Origin of the sequence: Streptomyces sp. NBC_00461 (assembly GCF_036013935.1) — a bacterium.
GTDB lineage: Bacteria > Actinomycetota > Actinomycetes > Streptomycetales > Streptomycetaceae > Streptomyces.
The window spans coordinates 5,364,746-5,381,321 of sequence record NZ_CP107902.1 but is presented as its reverse complement, the minus strand read 5'-3'; the positions used below and the strand labels follow the sequence as shown (position 1 = coordinate 5,381,321).

16 protein-coding genes are annotated in these 16,576 nt (G+C 71.4%); 2 read left to right on the top strand and 14 right to left on the bottom strand.

All coding sequences use genetic code 11. From position 1 onward, the window contains the following. Positions 1-229: 229 nt before the first annotated feature. The 12 genes from kynU to OG870_RS25150 form a co-directional block, all read right to left on the bottom strand. Entirely contained in the window at positions 230-1,453 is a 1,224-nt protein-coding gene (gene kynU / locus OG870_RS25205) for a kynureninase (protein ID WP_327691475.1), read from the bottom strand. Further along, positions 1,446-2,291, bottom strand: coding sequence for a tryptophan 2,3-dioxygenase family protein (locus tag OG870_RS25200; RefSeq protein ID WP_266588824.1), 846 nt, complete (start codon positions 2,289-2,291; stop codon positions 1,446-1,448). The genes kynU and OG870_RS25200 overlap by 8 nt, the downstream gene beginning before the upstream one ends. Positions 2,292-2,441: 150 nt before the next feature. Then, on the bottom strand, positions 2,442-2,855 hold the full coding sequence (locus OG870_RS25195) for a DUF3151 domain-containing protein (RefSeq protein WP_266518599.1): 414 nt from the start codon (positions 2,853-2,855) through the stop codon (positions 2,442-2,444). Between the two features lie 179 nt (positions 2,856-3,034). Further along, positions 3,035-4,501: an MFS transporter gene (locus OG870_RS25190; protein ID WP_266518596.1), complete on the bottom strand. Its 1,467-nt coding sequence runs from the start codon at positions 4,499-4,501 to the stop codon at positions 3,035-3,037. Positions 4,502-4,608: 107 nt separating this feature from the next. After that, on the bottom strand, positions 4,609-5,631 hold the full coding sequence (gene fbaA, locus OG870_RS25185; protein ID WP_266518593.1) for a class II fructose-bisphosphate aldolase: 1,023 nt from the start codon (positions 5,629-5,631) through the stop codon (positions 4,609-4,611). Between the two features lie 187 nt (positions 5,632-5,818). Then, the gene (pyrE, locus tag OG870_RS25180) at positions 5,819-6,367 is read right to left on the bottom strand and encodes an orotate phosphoribosyltransferase (RefSeq protein WP_327691473.1); all 549 of its coding nucleotides are present in this window, start codon (positions 6,365-6,367) and stop codon (positions 5,819-5,821) included. 10 nt (positions 6,368-6,377) lie between these two features. Continuing rightward, complete coding sequence (locus OG870_RS25175; RefSeq protein ID WP_266518587.1) at positions 6,378-7,166, bottom strand: aldose epimerase family protein; 789 nt, start codon at positions 7,164-7,166, stop codon at positions 6,378-6,380. 42 nt (positions 7,167-7,208) lie between these two features. Further along, entirely contained in the window at positions 7,209-8,186 is a 978-nt protein-coding gene (locus tag OG870_RS25170) for an SRPBCC domain-containing protein (protein ID WP_266588822.1), read from the bottom strand. A 142-nt stretch (positions 8,187-8,328) separates the two neighbouring features. Beyond that, complete coding sequence (locus OG870_RS25165; RefSeq protein ID WP_266839056.1) at positions 8,329-9,960, bottom strand: polyamine aminopropyltransferase; 1,632 nt, start codon at positions 9,958-9,960, stop codon at positions 8,329-8,331. A 99-nt stretch (positions 9,961-10,059) separates the two neighbouring features. After that, positions 10,060-10,596, bottom strand: a complete 537-nt coding sequence (locus OG870_RS25160; protein WP_266588818.1) for a DUF2617 family protein — start codon at positions 10,594-10,596, stop codon at positions 10,060-10,062. Positions 10,597-10,968: 372 nt separating this feature from the next. After that, a complete protein-coding gene (locus tag OG870_RS25155; RefSeq protein ID WP_266518575.1) occupies positions 10,969-11,256 on the bottom strand; it encodes a hypothetical protein in 288 nt (95 codons plus the stop codon). Positions 11,257-11,427: 171 nt separating this feature from the next. Further along, positions 11,428-11,664 carry a hypothetical protein gene (locus tag OG870_RS25150; RefSeq protein ID WP_266588816.1) on the bottom strand — a complete coding sequence of 79 codons (237 nt, stop codon included), beginning with the start codon at positions 11,662-11,664 and terminating at the stop codon, positions 11,428-11,430. A gap of 106 nt (positions 11,665-11,770) precedes the next feature. Here OG870_RS25150 and OG870_RS25145 point away from each other — a divergent pair, with 106 nt between their 5' ends. Continuing rightward, a complete protein-coding gene (locus OG870_RS25145; RefSeq protein WP_327691471.1) occupies positions 11,771-12,961 on the top strand; it encodes a pyridoxal phosphate-dependent aminotransferase in 1,191 nt (396 codons plus the stop codon). 110 nt (positions 12,962-13,071) lie between these two features. Here the strand turns inward: OG870_RS25145 and OG870_RS25140 are convergent, their stop codons facing one another. Continuing rightward, a complete protein-coding gene (locus OG870_RS25140) occupies positions 13,072-13,602 on the bottom strand; it encodes a YbjN domain-containing protein (protein WP_266518564.1) in 531 nt (176 codons plus the stop codon). A gap of 148 nt (positions 13,603-13,750) precedes the next feature. Between OG870_RS25140 and OG870_RS25135 the strand changes: the two genes are divergently transcribed. Continuing rightward, positions 13,751-13,885, top strand: coding sequence for a hypothetical protein (locus OG870_RS25135; protein WP_266518560.1), 135 nt, complete (start codon positions 13,751-13,753; stop codon positions 13,883-13,885). 48 nt (positions 13,886-13,933) lie between these two features. On the opposite strand, the gene clpB is transcribed toward OG870_RS25135, so the two are convergent. Further along, a complete protein-coding gene (gene clpB, locus OG870_RS25130; RefSeq protein ID WP_266518557.1) occupies positions 13,934-16,540 on the bottom strand; it encodes an ATP-dependent chaperone ClpB in 2,607 nt (868 codons plus the stop codon). Between the last annotated feature and the right edge of the window lie 36 nt (positions 16,541-16,576).

The following is a 16,576-nucleotide window of genomic DNA, read 5'->3' as shown; positions in this document are numbered from 1 at the left end:
AACCTCTCAGCGACGATGGGGGCACCTCCCGGGCTTTTTCTGCACTGGGGGAGGGTTTGGCGGGCCAGGAGAGAAAATCGGGCCGTTGGCGGGGACGGTATCAGGCCGGTGACGTGCGCGGACACGGGGATGTGACGCTCGGTGAGGAGAAACGGTTCTGTGACCCGCGGGCCGGGGAGTTCCGCACCCTGCCCGGCCCGCACGCCACAACCACCGGGGCCCGCCGGGGCTATCCGGCGAGCGTCTCTCCCAACACCCGGGCCGCCCGCTCCACGTCCGCGAACCCGACGTACAACGGTGTGAAACCGAACCGGAGGACGTCCGGGCGCCGGAAGTCCCCGACCACGCCCCGTTCGATCAGCCGCTTCATGACGTCCGCGGCGTCCGCGGCGTCCGCGCACCGGAGCGCCACCTGGCTGCCGCGCTCCTCATGGGCCACCGGAGTCAGCGACTCCACGCGCCCCGCCGGCACGTACTCCCGCACGCACTCCAGGAAGAAGTCCGTCAGGGCGAGGGACTTGGCGCGCACCGCCTCGATCGGGACGCCGTCCCAGACGTCGAGCGCCGCTTCCAGGGCGAGCATGGACAGGATGTCCGGGGTGCCGACGCGCCCGCGCAGCGCGCCGCCGGCCGGTGCGTACTCGGACCGCATCCCGAAGGGCTCCGCGTGGGAGTTCCAGCCGGGCAGCGGGGAGTCGAAGCGGTCCTGCAGATCGCCGCGGACGTAGAGGTACGCCGGTGAACCAGGGCCGCCGTTCAGGTACTTGTACGTGCAGCCGACCGCCAGGTCGACCCCGTGCTCGTCCAGCCCGACCGGCAGCGCGCCCGCGCTGTGGCACAGGTCCCAGACGGCCACCGCGCCCGCCGCGTGCACGGCGGCGGTCAGGCCCGGCAGGTCGTGCAGCCGGCCGGTGCGGTAGTCGACGTGGTTCAGCAGGACGGCAGCCGTACGGCCGGACAGCGCGCCCGGCACCTCGGCCGGGGTCACCGGACGCAGCGTGCACCCCGTCATCCGGGCCGCCGATCCGGCGATGTACCCGTCCGTGGGGAAGGTCGTCGCGTCCACGAGGATCTCGTCCCGGCCACCCGAGGACTGCTCCGACGTCTCCGACGGCCCCGAGAGCCGTACCGCGCCCACAAGTGCCTTGAAAACATTGACACTTGTCGAGTCGCCGACGACGATCTGCCCGGCCGCCGCGCCGACCAGCGGTGCGATCCGGTCGCCGATCCGCTCGGGCGCCGTCCACCAGCCGCTCTCGTCCCAGGACCGGATACGCAGCTCGCCCCACTGACGCCGTACGACGTCGTCCACCCGCCCCGGGACCGCCGTCGGCAGCGCGCCGAGGGAGTTCCCGTCCAGGTAGACCACCTCGTCGAGCACGAACTGCTTGCGCGAACCGGCCAGTTCGTCGGAGGCGTCCAACTCCCCTGCACGCACGATGAGTTCAGACATGGGACCGCGCCGTCCACAGCTCCGGGAACACGTTCTTCTGCGCACGCTTCTCCAGCCAGGCGACGCCCGCCGAGCCGCCGGTGCCGGTCTTGGCGCCCATCGCGCGCCGGGTGGCGACCAGATGGTCGTTGCGCCATCGCCACACCAGCTCGGCGACGTCCGTCAACGCCTCGCCCAGGCGGGCGAGTTCGGCGTTCTCGTCGCCGGAGTAGATCGCGGTCCAAACGGCCTCGACCGCCTCGCTCGGCTCGTAGCGCCCGGAGACGTCGCGCCGCAGGACCGAGGCGGGGATCGCGTGGCCGCGCCGGGCGAGCAGGCGCAGCACCTCGTCGTACAGGCTCGGCTCGTGCAGCGCCTTCTCCAGCTCGGCGTGGACACGCGGGGCGCCGCGGTGCGGGACGAGCATGGACGCGGACTTCTCGGCGAGCAGGAACTCCATGCGGCGGTACATCGCCGACTGGAAGCCGGAGCCCTCACCGAGCGCCGAGCGGTAGGAGTTGAACTGGGCCGGGGTGAGCTGGCCGAGGGGCTTCCAGGAGGCGTTCAGCGCCTCCAGCTCCCGTACCGACCGCTTCAGCGCGTCGACCGCCACCGGCACCCGGTCCTCGCGCAGGGCCCGCGCCGCGGTCTCCCACTCGTGGACGATGACGGTGAACCACAACTCCATCACCTGGGTCGTGACCAGGAAGACCATCTCTCCGGGGTCGTCGGAGAGGGTGTGCTGGAGGTGGGTGAGCACGTCCGCCTGGACGTAGTCCTCGTACGGGGTGGTGCCCTGGAAGTCGAGATGCGGGGTCTCGGGCTCCGAAGCCTCGTTGGGCTGAGCCTGAAGGGACATCGCTGTCTCCTGCTGTACTCCGGGTAGCGGTCCGCCCCTGCCGTTATCGACACGGTGGCCCCGGTCCCCAACGGCATCTTCCACAATCGTCCCCCGAAACCGCAAGGTCCGCCCGGTCACACCAGGCGGACCTGCACACACGCGCCCCGGTCAGCCCAGTGTCTGGGCCGCCGCCGGCGAGGAGTCCTTCAGGAACTGGCTGCAGCGCTCGTACTCCTCCTGCTCGCCGATCGCCTGCGCGGCGCGGGCGAGGGCGTGCAGGGCGCGCAGAAAACCGCGATTGGGCTCGTGCTCCCAGGGCACCGGGCCGTGGCCCTTCCAGCCGCTGCGGCGCAGGGAGTCCAGGCCACGGTGGTAGCCCGTACGGGCATAGGCGTACGACTCCACGACGCTGCCCCGCTCGAACGCATCGTCGGCCAGCTGGGCCCAGGCCAGCGAGGACGTCGGGTACTTGGCGGCGACGTCCGCCGGCGCGGTGCCGTTCGCCAGGAGCTCGCGGGGCGCGGGGTCGTCGGGGAGGTGGGTCGGGGGCGGGCCCCCGAGGAGGTTCTCGTGAATCGACATGTGAACCAGTGTCCCGCGTACCGGCTGCCGCCGCCCCCAGGCCCCCCCATCGGCCCTGAAGGGGCCTTGTCCTCAAACGCCGGACGGGCTGAGAAATGCGGGTCCGGCTGAGATGCGGGACCGGGTGAGGGGTGCCGGACGGGTGTCCTGGGCGAGGGGGTGTCCTGGGCGAGGGGTCGCTACGCGATTCGGCCCCGGGCCCGTTCTCCCTCCAGCGGCGGAGTCGTGATCGATCCGTGTGTGCGGCACTCCGGGCGGCGGCAGCCCGGTGGGAGGGAACGTACCGTCGTGAAAGCGACCGCCGAGCCGAGTGCCAGGATGCCCGCGCACAGGAGCATCGCCCGGTGGAAGGCGTCGTCGAAGGCGTCCGGGGAGCGGTAGGCCTCCGGGCCCATTCCGGCGAGCAGCGGCAGCGCGGCCACCGCGATCAGGCCGGCCGCGCGGGCCGCCGCGTTGTTGATGCCGCTGGCCAGGCCCGCCCGCGAGGTGTCCACGGAGGCCAGGACGGTGGCCGTCAGCGGTGCCACCAGGGTGACCATGCCGGTGCCGAGGACCAGTACGGCGGGCAGGACGTCGGCCACGTACGAGGCGCCCGGACCGACCCGCAGCATCAGCAGCATGCCGGCCGCGCACAGCAGCGGGCCGACGGTGAGCGGGATGCGCGGGCCGATGCGGTCGGCGAGGGCGCCCGAGCGGGCCGAGAACAGCAGCATCAGGATGGTCGTCGGCAGCAGCGCCGTACCCGCGGCGAGGGGGGACCAGCCGACGGCGACCTGCAGTTGGAGGGCGGTGAGGAAGAAGAAGCCGCCGAAGGCCGCGTACACGCACAGGGTGACGAGGTTGACCGCCGTGAACTGGCGGGAGGCGAAGATGTCCAGCGGCAGCATCGGGTCCGGGCGGTGCTTCTCGACGTAGACGAAGGCGACGCCCGCCGCCAGGCCGGCCAGCGCGGTGACGACGACGACCAGCGAGCCCTGGTGGGCCTCGATCAGGGCGTAGGTGACCAGGGCCAGGGCCGCGGCGCCGAGCACCGCGCCCAGCACGTCGAAGCGGCCGTGGGCGCGGCCGTCCGCCGACTCGGGGACGTGACGCACGGCGATGGGGGCGCACAGCAGCGCCAGCGGCACGTTGAGGAGGAAGACCCAGCGCCAGCCGGGGCCGTCCACCAGCCAGCCGCCCAGGAACGGCCCGACCGCCGCACCGATCCCGCCGAAACCGGACCAGAGGCCGACCGCCCGACCGCGGTCGTCCGGGTGGAAGGACGCCTGGATCAACGCCAGGGAACCCGGCGTGAGCAGGGCACCGCCGATGCCCTGCAGGGCGCGGGCCGCGACGAGCACACCGGCGCTGGGCGCCACCCCGCACAGCAGGGAGGCCGCCGCGAACCACACCACACCGATCACGAAGACCTTGCGGCGGCCGTAGTGGTCGCCCAGGGAGCCGCCCAGCAGGATCAGGCCGGCCAGCGTCACCATGTACGCGTTGGCCGTCCACTGCAGCGCGGCGAGGTTCGCGTCCAGGTCACGGCCGATGCGCGGGAGGGCCACATTGACGACGGTCGAGTCCAGCATGGCCATGCTGGAGCCGAGCACCGTGGTCAGCAGGATCCACTTACCCTGCGGGGAGGAGATCCGGACGTCGGGCATGTCCCCAGGTATACAGCGAGCCCGGCGCCGTCGACAGACGCCGGGCTCGTGCGTTCCCGCTCGGGAGTTCCCGCTCGTGCGTTCCCGCTCGTGAGATCTCCGAGGCGTTACTTGATCCTGGTGCCGGTCGAGCGCAGGTTGCCGCAGGCCTCCGTCACGCGCGCCGCCATGCTCGCCTCGGCCAGCTTGCCCCAGGTGCGCGGGTCGTAGGTCTTCTTGGAGCCGACCTCGCCGTCGACCTTCAGGACGCCGTCGTAGTTCCGGAACATGTGGTCGGCGACGGGACGCGTGAAGGCGTACTGGGTGTCCGTGTCGATGTTCATCTTGACCACGCCGTTCTCCAGCGCGGTGCGGATCTCCTGCTCGGTGGAGCCGGAGCCGCCGTGGAAGACGAAGTCGAACGGGGACTGCTTGCCGAACTTGGCGCCCACGCCTTCGTTCAGCTCCTTCAGCAGCTCCGGGCGCAGCACTACGTTGCCCGGCTTGTACACGCCGTGCACGTTGCCGAAGGACGCGGCCAGGAGGTAGCGGCCCTTCTCGCCCAGGCCCAGGGCCTCCGCGGTACGGATCGCGTCGTCGACCGTCGTGTAGAGGGAGTCGTTGATCTCGTGCGAGACGCCGTCCTCCTCGCCACCGGTCGGGGTGATCTCCACCTCAAGGATGATGTTCGCCCGGCGGGCCTGCGCGAGGAGCTCCTGCGCGATGGACAGGTTGTCGGCGAGGGTCTCGGCGGAGCCGTCCCACATGTGCGACTGGAAGAGCGGGGTGAGGCCGGCCTCGACGCGCTTCTCGGAGATCGCGAGCAGCGGACGTACGTACCCGTCGAGCTTGTCCTTCGGGCAGTGGTCCGTGTGCAGGGCGACCGTGACCGGGTACTTCTCGGCGACGATGTGCGCGAACTCGGCCAGGGCGACGGAACCCGTCACCATTTCCTTGCTGTACTGACCGCCCAGGAACTCGGCGCCACCCGTGGAGATCTGGATGATGCCGTCGCTCTCCGCCTCAGCGAAACCGCGCAGGGCCGCGTGCAGGGTCTGGGTCGAGGTCACGTTGATCGCCGGGTAGGCGAACTTGCCTGCCTTCGCCCGGTCCAGCATCTCGTTGTAGACCTCGGGAGTTGCGATGGGCATCTGTCCGCTCCTTGGTATCTGCGGGTTGGCTTTCTGCGTACTACGGCCCTGACCTAGACCTTGGGGGTGACGTCGTCGTCGGCGCCATCCTCCCAGACTCGGCCGGATGCTTTGCCCGTCCTGTCCGGCTTGTGGACAACGGCCTGTGGACAAGGCGGTTGAGGCTCGCCCCAGGTTCCGTCGAAGCTCAGTCGAGGCCCAGGTCGTCCTTGGAGTACGCGTAGAGGTACGGCACCCCGGCCCCCTCCTGGATCTTCTCGGCGGCACCGGTCGTCCGGTCCACGATCGTCGCCACGGCGACGACCTCCGCGCCCGCCTCACGCACCGCCTGGACGGCCTCCAGCGGGGAACCGCCGGTGGTGGAGGTGTCCTCGACGACCAGGACGCGGCGGCCCGCGATCTCCGGCCCCTCGACCCGCCGCTGCAGCCCGTGCGCCTTCGCCGCCTTGCGTACGACGAAGGCGTCCACCTTCTTCCCCCGCGCGGCGGCCGCGTGCAGCATGCTGGCCGCGACCGGGTCGGCGCCCATGGTCAGACCGCCGACCGCGTCGAAGTCGAGGTCGGCGGTCAGGTCCAGGAGCACCTGGCCGACCAGCGGGGCGGCCTCGCCGTCGAGGGTGATGCGGCGCAGGTCGACGTAGTAGTCGGCCTCCAGCCCCGACGACAGGGTCACCTTGCCGTGCACCACGGCCTTGTCCTTGATCTGCTGCAGCAGTGCGCCACGTACGTCCGTCATGCCAGTCAGCTTAAAGGGGGTGCCAAGTCCACGTGGTCGTCGCTTCGAGGGGCTCCAGCGGGGTGACCGTGCGGGGCAGGCTGTTCAGGCCGTCGGGCGGCCCGGTCTGCGGTTCCACGCACACGGCCGCCTCCTGCTCGTCGTACACCACGACCCACTCCTCACGGCTGGTCACCTTCAACTGCAGCTGGCCGGGCCAGGTGAGGGTGACGTCGACGCCGCCGGGCATGCCGAAGCAGTCGTCCCAGGGGCCGGGGCGGGGGTCGATCCGGTTGCCGGTGGGCAGATGGTCGTCGCCGCGCTCCTCCTGCCAGGCGGGAGTGAAGGCGAGCGTCGCGTCCTCGCCGCCCAGGTTGCGGTTGAACCAGGGGTGCCAGCCGATCTGCGCCGGGAAGGAGGAGTCGTACGTCTCCACGGACATCGTCAGCGTCAACCCGCCCGGCGTGAGGGCGATCTGCTGGGTGACGAGGCCGGTGTAGGGCCAGGGCTCCACCAGTTCGTAGGTGATGACCGCCTCGTCGGTGTTCACGCGCGCGGTGCGCCAGGCGCCGTCGCGGACGGTGCCGTGGATGGCGTGCGGCGGGGAGTTGAGCGGCATCTGGTGAACGGCCGCGCCGTCCCGGAAGCGGCCGTCCCTGGTCCGCCCGCACCAGGGAACCATCGGGAAGCAGCCGAAGCGTTCGCCCTGGCGGAGCAGTTCCGTGCCGCCGACGCGCAGCCCTGAGACCCGGCCGCCGTTGCCCGGCTGTACGGTCACCTCCGCGTCGCCCGCGGTCAGCGTGATGTCTTCGTTACTCACGGGACGACCCTACTGGGGCGATCAAGCCCCCAGGCCCCTCGCTCAGTGGCGCCTGCGCAGCGCACGGCCGACGACGATCGCCGACGCGAGTACGAGGGCCGCCGCCGGGGCCGCCCAGCGCAGGGGGGAACCGGCGGACACCGTCTGCGGGGCGGGGACCGGGGCGTAGCGGCCACGGGGCGGGGCGTGGTCGACCTCCTCCGCGCTGCGGCCGATCATCGTGCGGCGCGCGTGCGCGGCTTCGGCGGGGGCGGGGGGTTCGGCGGGCGGGGTGAGGTCGGCGGGGGCGCGGTCGGCGGGGGCGGCGCCCTCCGGCCGGGACGCAGGCGCGGCCTCGGACTCCGCCTCTGCTTCTCCCTTTCCCTCTTCCTCGTCTTCCTGGTCGGCGAGCGGGTCGAGGGACGGTGGCGGGACCTCGGTGTCGAAGACCGAGGTGTGCTCCGTGGACTCGGAACCCGACTCGGCGGCGGGAGAGGGAGCGGGAGCGTCGTCGGCGTCGGGCGTCGTCTCGAAGTCGCTGGTCGCCTTGGGCTCGAACTCCTGGGTGACGAGGGGCTCGGATTCCCCGGGCGTCGCGCGTTCGGCAGACCTTTCGGGTTCCGGCGCCGCGGCCAGGTTCTCCGCGAAACGGTTCAGCAGGCGGGTCGCGGCCGAGGCGACCTGCTCGGCCGGCAGCTCCGTGAGCCGGCCGGTCGCGGAGGCCGTGCCCTCGAAGGCGAGCCGGGAGCCGCCGTCCGTCTCCTCGACGCGGAGCGTGAGGGCGAGCTTGACCGAGCCGGCGCCACGGGTCTCGGTGACGTCCCCCTCGGCGGCGTACGAACCGTCGTCCTGCGGGGTGACACGGACGGTCCCCCGATAGGTGACGGAGTGACTGCCGACGCGCACCTTCAGCCGTCCGGTGACGGGCTCGGCGCCCGCGTCCTGCTGGAGCCCGGGGACAGCCCGGGCCACCCTCGCGGGGTCGGCGAGGGTCTCCTTCAGCCGCCGGGCCGGAACCGGAACGAACACCTCATGCTCCATGTCGGCCGAGCCTACCCAGGAGGCCGGGTCATGCACCCCGGTTGGTCGAAAGTGACCGCGCGTCGGCGCCGGCCGACGACGAAGGCACGTAGGTACGGCACGTCAGCGACGCGGGTGCGCGCGGGTGCACCAGCAGGGCACGTCAGTAGCGCGGGTGCACCAGCGTCGACGCCGGCAGCCCGTCGATGCGCCCGGCGGTCACGGCTTCGGCGTCCGCCGTCAGGACCGTCTGGGTGAGGGTGCGCAGGCGTGGCTCATGCGGGTCCAGGCGAAGCCGCGGGCGGGCGTCGGCACAGGCCAGGACGAAGCCCCAGTCGCGCGGGGCCCGGGACGAGCCGGCGGTGCGGTCGGGGCCCGCGGCGAAGCCGGCGTCCCGCCCGCCCACGCGGTAGGGCGCGGTGTGCAGACCGGCGGCGCGCATGGTCGCCTCGACCGTCCAGAACACGCGCGGGCGGGTGGCGAACGGGCCCGCGTGCACGACGAGCCGGCCACCGGGTGCGAGGGCACGTCGGGCGAGGCCGTAGAACTCCTGGGAGTACAGCTTGGTGCTGGCCGTGATGCCCGGGTCGGGCAGGTCCGAGATGACGACGTCGTACGTCGAGGCGGGCGCCGTGCGCAGTCGGCGGAAGGCGTCGTCCGTGGTCACGTGCACGCGTGGGTCGCCGTGGGCGTGGCCGTTCAGCTTCGACAGGGCCGGGTCGCGGCGGGCCAGCCGCACGACTTCCGGGTCGAGTTCGACGATGTCCACGCGTCGCACGCCCGGGTGGCGCAGCACTTCGCGGGCGGCGAGTCCGTCACCGCCGCCGAGGATGAGTACGCGCGCGTGGGGGCCGTTCATCGCGGGGTGGACCAGGGCTTCGTGGTAGCGGTGTTCGTCGCGGCCGCTCACCCTGAGGCGGCCGTCCAGGTAGAGGGACAGGGGACGGCCGTCGGTGCCTCCGGTGAGGACGATCTCCTGGATGCCGGTCTGCAGCGCCACGCGGACGTCCTTGCCGTACACCGCGTGCCGTGCGGCCCGCTCGAAGTCGTCGACCAGGACGGCCGCGGAAGCGAGGACGGTGAGGACGGTGAGGTTGGCGATCAGGAGCAGCCAGCGGGCGCGGGGGGTGAGATCGCGGCGGAACAGGCCGAGGACGAGGGTGCCGCCCGCGATCGCGTTGACGGTGCCGGTGATCAGGGCGCCGGTCAACTGGCCCAGGAGGGGCAGGAGAAGGAAGGGGAAGGCTAGGCCGCCGACGAGCGCGCCGACGTAGTCCGCCGCGAACAGGTCGGCCACCGCGCCGCCCGCGTCCTGGCGCCGGATGCGCTGGATCAGCTCCATCAGGAGGGGAACCTCCGCGCCGATCAGCAGGCCGATCGTCAGGGAGAAGGCGACCAGGAGCCAGCGCGGACCCCACAGGCCGCCCCAGTCGCCGGTCCAGGCGAAGACGGCGTACAGGGCCATCGCGCTGCAGCCGCCGACGAGCGCGAGTGTCGCCTCGATCGCGCCGAAGCCGGCCGCGGCCCGCCAGCGCAGGCGTTTCGCGGCCAGCGAGCCGATGCCCATGGCGAAGACCATGACCGACAGGACGACGGAGGCCTGGGTGACCGAGTCGCCGATCAAGTACGAGGCCAGGGCGACGAGTTCGAGTTCGTACACGAGTCCGCAGGCCGCGCATACGAAGACGCAGGCGAGCACGAGGAACCGTCCGGTGTCCGGCTGCACGGGCAGCGGCGCCGGGGCCGCCCAAGGGGGCGAGGGGGCGGGTGGTGCCGGCGCGTGCGGTTCGATCACGACTGCGACGTTACGTCACTCCTGAGTCACCCTTCGTCACCCACACGTGTGGAACTGTCGGGCAGTTCGGCGTCCCGTGTTTGAGATCACGCGTCCCGGTCAGACGTCCAGCAGTCTGCCGTGCGCCACCGGCATCCGGACTCCCACCCGGGTCCGCGTCGCCACCAACTGCCCGTCCTGCGGGTAGGCGTGCCAGGTCCGCCAGTGGACCTGGCCCTCGTGCCGCTGGGCCAGCAGCGCGGTGAAGGCGTGCGGGCTGCCCGGGAAGACGCCCGCCAGTCCGTGCGGATGGTCGGAGACCAGCGCGAGCAACTCCTGCGCGCGCCCCGCGAACAACCCCGGCGAGAGGACTTCCACGCGGGCCGCGAACTCGTACTCCCAGTCGCCCGCCCGTTTGGCGACGCCCAGCGGCAGCGGGGTGCTGCTGCCGGAGATGCACGCCACCGTCTCCGAACAAGTGCCCCGCTCCTCCTCCAGGAGTACCTGGTGGGACGCCCCGAGGAGTCTCAACTGCAGCTTGGCCCCGGCCAGTTCGAAATCGAGCGTGGCCAGCGCGGGAAGCGGCTCGCGCCCCAGGGCCCAGGCGAGGTCGGCCGCGCGCGTGTCGGTGTATGAGGTGTTCAGGGTCGTGAGCATGGGTCGGCTCTCCGCTGGCACGCAAAGAAGGGAGGTGTGGGGGTCCGGCACACCCCGGCGATGCCGGGGGATCGGCCCGGTCAGCCCAGTCGGGAGGTCAGGAAGGTTCCGCAGGACGCCCGAGGAGCTGCCTTGGCGATTTAGAGGGAATCATGAACTCTGGCGCCGCCACAGCGTTTTTACCCAAGTTCGTGGGGTTTCCATCCCTCAGAGGGCTCCCCTGCTCAATTGTTCAACCAGGGCGTGCGCCACGGCGGCCATGGCGTACGCCGGAGCGTGCGAGCACCCGTCGGGGCGTGGGCCCCGACGGGTGCTCGACCGGAGTGACGGAAGGGGATGCGGTTCCCCCTTGTGGAGCTCGGCTGCCCCGTGTCAGCTGCCTCCACCGCATCCGCCACCGCCACCACCGCATCCCCCTCCGCCACCGCAGGACGAGCCCCCGCCGCAGGAGGAGTGGCCGCCGCCGCAGGAGTGGCCCCCGTGGTGCCCGCCGTGATGCCCGCCCGACGAGCCGCCGTCTCCCCCGCCGGCCCACCAGCTGCTGGTCCCACTGCTGCGGCTCCCCGCGCCGTACGACTTCGAGCCGCCGTTGCGTACTGCCGATACGACGATCGCCACGAACACGATCACGACCGCCGCCACGATGAAGCCTGTGAACATGGCGTCACCGTCCTTTCGGGTTTCCCGAAGCAGCCCCCCGTGGGTGCCTCGCGTCTTGCGTGAACGGGGAATGCCCTGCCGCCCGCCCGGCCAAAGCAGAGTTGAGGAACTTCAGAGGGTTCTCCCCGAAAAAAAGCCCCTGACCTGCACAGAATGGCAGGTCAGGGGCCGCTAGTCGCCGGGCGCGGTCACGCATGCATGGTGCGCGCATCCGTCCCGCGGCAGGGCATGGATTCCCCAGTGGATCCCGAACGCCACGGCTGCCGCGGCCGCCAGGACGACCAAGGCGTGGGCCGATCTGGCCCACCAGGCGTCCCACGCTCTGACAGTCAGCGCCAGGACCACGACGACCAGCCCCGAGAGGATCACGGCGGCTATGGCGAGGCCTGCTGTGAGCAACTGAGACATGAGATGACGATGCCCACCCACGCCTGTGCCCATCCGGTGCGCGAGGTGCCGCCGCAGTTGCCGACCCCCGGACGCAGGTTGAGGAACTCCGCGGCTTCGGCGCAGGATGAGCCGCATGACCTCCAGTAACCGCCCCCTCCTCAACCGCCGCCTCACCGAGTTCGGGACGACGATCTTCGCCGAGATGTCGGCACTGGCGCTGCAGACGGGCTCCATCAACCTGGGCCAGGGCTTTCCCGACACGGACGGCCCGGAGGAGGTCCGGGAGGCGGCCGTGCGGGCGCTGCGTGACGGGCGTGGCAACCAGTACCCGCCGGGCCCCGGCGTCCCCGAGCTGCGCACCGCGATCGCCGCGCACCAGGAGCGGCGGTACGGGCTGTCGTACGACCCCGACGCCGAGGTCCTGGTCACCGCCGGCGCCACGGAGGCCATCGCCGCGTCGCTGCTCGCCCTGCTGGAGCCGGGCGACGAGGTGATCGCCCTGGAGCCGTACTACGACTCGTACGCGGCCTGCATCGCGATGGCGGGCGGGACCCGGGTGCCGGTGACCCTGCGCCCGCACGAGGGTTCCTTCCGCCTGGACCTCGACGAGCTGCGCGCGGCCGTCACCGACCGCACCCGCCTGCTGCTCATCAACACCCCGCACAACCCCACCGGCACGGTCCTCACCCGCGAGGAGCTGACCGCGATCGCCGAGCTGGCCGTCGAGCGGGACCTGCTCGTCGTCACGGACGAGGTGTACGAGCACCTGGTCTTCGACGAGGCCGCGCACCTGCCGCTCGCGACCTTCCCGGGGATGCGGGAGCGGACGGTCACGATCGGCTCGGCCGGCAAGACCTTCTCCTTCACCGGCTGGAAGGTGGGCTGGGTGACGGCGGCGCCCGAGCTGGTCACGGCGGTGCGCTCGGCGAAGCAGTTCCTGACGTACGTCGCCTCGGGACCGTTCCAGTACGCGGTCGCGGAGGCGCTCGCCCTGCCCGACAGCTACTTCGCCGACTTCCGGGAGGACATGCTCGCCAAGCGTGACCTGCTCGCGGCCGGTCTGGCGGACGCGGGATTCACCGTCTTCAAGCCGGCCGGCACGTACTTCATCACCACCGACATCCGGCCCCTGGGCGAGAGCGACGGCTTCGCCTTCTGCCGCGCCCTGCCGGAGCGCGCCGGCGTCGTCGCCATCCCCAACGCGGTCTTCTACGACCACCGGGAGGCGGGCGCCCCCTTCGTGCGGTTCGCGTTCTGCAAGCAGACAGGGGTGCTGCAGGAGGCGGTGCAGCGGCTCAAGGCGCTGGCCGGCTGAGGCGCGGCGTCGGAGGTTTCCACAGGCTGTGGACGGCGAGAGCCCGGCCCCGGCACTCGACCCTGGGGTCGGTGCCCTGGCCGGGCTCTCGTGCGGCTACGGGGCGAGGACTACTCCTCGTCGTCCTCGGGCTTGTCCGCCTCGTTGATCTCCTGCTCGATGCCGAGCTGCTCGACGAGCCACTTGTCGAACTCGATGGCGGCGCGCACCCAGCTGACCGTGGAGGACACGAAGTGCTCCAGGGCGACGCCGGTGCCGATCAGCATCTGCGCCTCGCCGATCAGGCGGACGGTGCCGTCGTCGTGGGTGTGGCTGTAGACCTTGGGCCACAGCGTCCGCCGGTTCCAGTCGTCGATGGACTCCAGCAGCGTGGGCTTCTCGTCGATCTGGTGGGGGCGGTCGTAGAACGTCCGAACGGAGAAGACCTGCTGGTCCCCTTCGCCACGGAACATGAAGTACGTACGGAACTGCTCCCACGGCGCCGCGAGGTCACCCTCGTCGTCGACGACATACTTGAGCTCCATCTGGTCGAGGAGCTGCTTCACGAGGTCCTGATCCGGGACGACGGGGCCCGCCGGTCCGCCGGGCTGCGGCTCGGGCTGGCCCCCGAAGTTCGGAATCGAGGACGGGTCGATGCTCACCGTGATTTTCCCTTCGTACGGATTCAGTCATCCTCCCTCATCCGGGGAGGGGGGTGGCAAGCCCGGTCGGCCCTGTCAGCCGCCGGCTGACACGATCCGGTCACCTGGGAGTGACGGTGCCATGACCAGCGGGCGGCATGATCACGGCATGCGGATGAGGAAAGAGCTGCGGTGGCTGCTGTGGGGTCTGTGGCTGGTGTGCCTGGTGGTCGCCGTCTGGTTCGTCGTGGCCGTGATCATGCTGTGGGTGGACGGCATGCAGCTCAACCAGTTGCAGAACTGAACGGGCCCGTCACCGAAAGGGTGGCGGGCCCGTGCGGCATGTGTCCGGTTACAGCGTCTTGCCGGTCGCCGGTCCCACGATCAGCCCGTCCCCGAAGGCGTCCACCCGGACCGTGTCGCCGTCCTTGACCTCGCCGGAGAGGATCTCCTTGGCGAGGCGGTCGCCGATGGCGGTCTGGACGAGGCGGCGCAGCGGGCGGGCGCCGTAGGCCGGGTCGTTGCCCTCGTCGGCGAGCCAGGCCAGGGCCTCGTCGGTGATCTCCAGGGTGAGCCGGCGTTCCGCGAGCCGCTTCGCGAGGCGGCCGATCTGCAGGCGGGCGATACGGCTCAGCTCGTCCTTGCTCAGGGCCGAGAAGACGACCAGGTCGTCGAGCCGGTTGAGGAACTCCGGCTTGAAGGAGGTCCGGACGACCTCCAGGACCTGCTCCTTCTTCTCCTCCTCGCCGGTCAGCGGGTCCACCAGGAACTGGCTGCCCAGGTTCGACGTCAGCACCAGGATCGTGTTGCGGAAGTCGACGGTACGACCCTGACCGTCCGTCAGGCGGCCGTCGTCCAGCACCTGGAGGAGGACGTCGAAGACCTCGGGGTGTGCCTTCTCCACCTCGTCCAGCAGGACCACGCTGTACGGGCGCCTGCGCACCGCCTCCGTGAGCTGGCCGCCCTCCTCGTAGCCGACGTAGCCGGGCGGGGCGCCGACCAGGCGGGACACGCTGTGCTTCTCGCCGTACTCCGACATGTCGATGCGGACCATCGCCCGCTCGTCGTCGAAGAGGAAGTCGGCCAGGGCCTTGGCTAGTTCGGTCTTGCCGACGCCCGTCGGGCCGAGGAAGAGGAAGGAGCCGGTGGGGCGGTCCGGGTCGGCGATGCCGGCGCGGGTGCGCCGTACCGCGTCGGACACCGCCTGCACGGCCTCCTGCTGGCCGATCAGGCGCTTGCCCAACTCGTCCTCCATGCGCAGGAGTTTCTGCGTCTCGCCCTCCAGCAGGCGGCCGGCGGGGATGCCGGTCCAGGCGGCGACGACGTCCGCGATGTCGTCGGAGCCGACCTCGTCCTTGACCATGGTGTCCTTGGAGACCTCCTCCTCGGCCTCCGAGGCGGCCTCCAACTCCTTCTCCAGCTCCGGGATCTCGGCGTAGAGAAGCTTGGAGGCGGTGTCGAAGTCGCCGTCGCGCTGCGCGCGTTCGGCCGTGCCGCGCAGCTCGTCCAGCTTCTCCTTGAGCTCACCGACGCGGTTGAGGGACTGCTTCTCCTTCTCCCAGCGGGCGGTCAGGCCCCGCAGCTCCTCCTCCCGGTCGGCGAGGTCGCGGCGCAGCTTCTCCAGGCGCTGCCGGGAGGCGGGGTCCGTCTCCTTCTCCAGCGCCAGCTCCTCCATCTTGAACCGGTCGACGGCGCGCTGGAGTTCGTCGATCTCGACGGGGGACGAGTCGATCTCCATGCGCAGGCGGGAGGCCGCCTCGTCGACGAGGTCGATGGCCTTGTCGGGCAGGAAGCGGGAGGTGATGTAGCGGTCGGAGAGGGTCGCGGCCGCCACCAGCGCGCTGTCGGCGATCTGGACCTTGTGGTGGGCCTCGTAGCGGCCCTTGAGCCCGCGCAGGATCGCGATCGAGTCCTCGACCGTGGGCTCCGCCACCAGCACCTGCTGGAAGCGGCGCTCCAGCGCCGGGTCCTTCTCGATCCGCTCGCGGTACTCGTCCAGCGTCGTCGCACCGACCATGCGCAGCTCGCCGCGGGCGAGCATCGGCTTCAGCATGTTGCCGGCGTCCATCGCGGAGTCGCCGCCGGCGCCCGCGCCCACGACGGTGTGCAGTTCGTCGATGAAGGTGATGATCTGGCCGTCGGAGTCCTTGATCTCGGCCAGGACGGTCTTGAGCCGCTCCTCGAACTCGCCGCGGTACTTCGCACCCGCGACCATCGCACCCAGGTCCAGCGCGACCAGCCGCTTGTTCTTGAGGGACTCCGGCACGTCGCCCTTGACGATGCGCTGGGCGAGTCCCTCGACGACGGCGGTCTTGCCGACGCCGGGCTCGCCGATGAGGACGGGGTTGTTCTTCGTACGGCGCGACAGCACCTGTACGACGCGGCGGATCTCCTGGTCCCGGCCGATGACCGGGTCGAGCCGGCCCTCGCGCGCCGCGGCCGTGAAGTCCGTGCCGAACTTCTCCAGTGCCTTGTACTGACCCTCCGGGTCGGGTGTGGTCACCCGGCGTCCTCCCCTCGCCTGCTGGAACGCGTCCTGCAGCTTCTTCGCACCGGCCCCCTGCCCGGACAGTACGTCACCGGCGGCGCCGCCCTTCGCGGCGATGCCGATGAGCAGGTGCTCGGTGGAGAGGTACTCGTCGCCCAGGGCCGCGGCACGCTCGCCGGCGTCCGCGATCACGGCGAGCAGCTCGCGGCTGGGCTGCGGGGGCGCGACGGTCGAGCCGGTCACGCTGGGCAGCCCGGCGAGGATCTTCTCCGCACCGGCGCGCACGGCCGCCTGGTCGGCGTCGACCGCGGCCAGCAGGTCGGTGATGTTCTCGTTCCCTTGTTGGCCCCGGCCCTGGAGCAGGGCCAGCAGCAGGTGCGCGGGGGTCAGGTCGGCGTGCCCGTCGGTCACGGCCCGCTGCTCGGCCGCCCTGATCGCGTCCCGGCTCCGGTTGGTCAGCTCGGCGTCCACGTTCGCTTTCTCCTCCTGATGTCAGCTCTCCGCCAC

Coding starts and splice junctions, on each gene's coding strand:
- kynU (WP_327691475.1), bottom strand. CDS start 1,453: ATGTCTGAACTCATCGTGCGTGCAGGGGAGTTGGACGCCTCCGACGAA.
- OG870_RS25150 (WP_266588816.1), bottom strand. CDS start 11,664: ATGTCTCAGTTGCTCACAGCAGGCCTCGCCATAGCCGCCGTGATCCTC.
- OG870_RS25190 (WP_266518596.1), bottom strand. CDS start 4,501: ATGCCCGACGTCCGGATCTCCTCCCCGCAGGGTAAGTGGATCCTGCTG.
- OG870_RS25200 (WP_266588824.1), bottom strand. CDS start 2,291: ATGTCCCTTCAGGCTCAGCCCAACGAGGCTTCGGAGCCCGAGACCCCG.
- pyrE (WP_327691473.1), bottom strand. CDS start 6,367: ATGACGGACGTACGTGGCGCACTGCTGCAGCAGATCAAGGACAAGGCC.
- fbaA (WP_266518593.1), bottom strand. CDS start 5,631: ATGCCCATCGCAACTCCCGAGGTCTACAACGAGATGCTGGACCGGGCG.
- OG870_RS25155 (WP_266518575.1), bottom strand. CDS start 11,256: ATGTTCACAGGCTTCATCGTGGCGGCGGTCGTGATCGTGTTCGTGGCG.
- OG870_RS25145 (WP_327691471.1), top strand. CDS start 11,771: ATGAGCCGCATGACCTCCAGTAACCGCCCCCTCCTCAACCGCCGCCTC.
- OG870_RS25195 (WP_266518599.1), bottom strand. CDS start 2,855: ATGTCGATTCACGAGAACCTCCTCGGGGGCCCGCCCCCGACCCACCTC.
- OG870_RS25135 (WP_266518560.1), top strand. CDS start 13,751: ATGCGGATGAGGAAAGAGCTGCGGTGGCTGCTGTGGGGTCTGTGGCTG.
- OG870_RS25160 (WP_266588818.1), bottom strand. CDS start 10,596: ATGCTCACGACCCTGAACACCTCATACACCGACACGCGCGCGGCCGAC.
- OG870_RS25170 (WP_266588822.1), bottom strand. CDS start 8,186: ATGGAGCATGAGGTGTTCGTTCCGGTTCCGGCCCGGCGGCTGAAGGAG.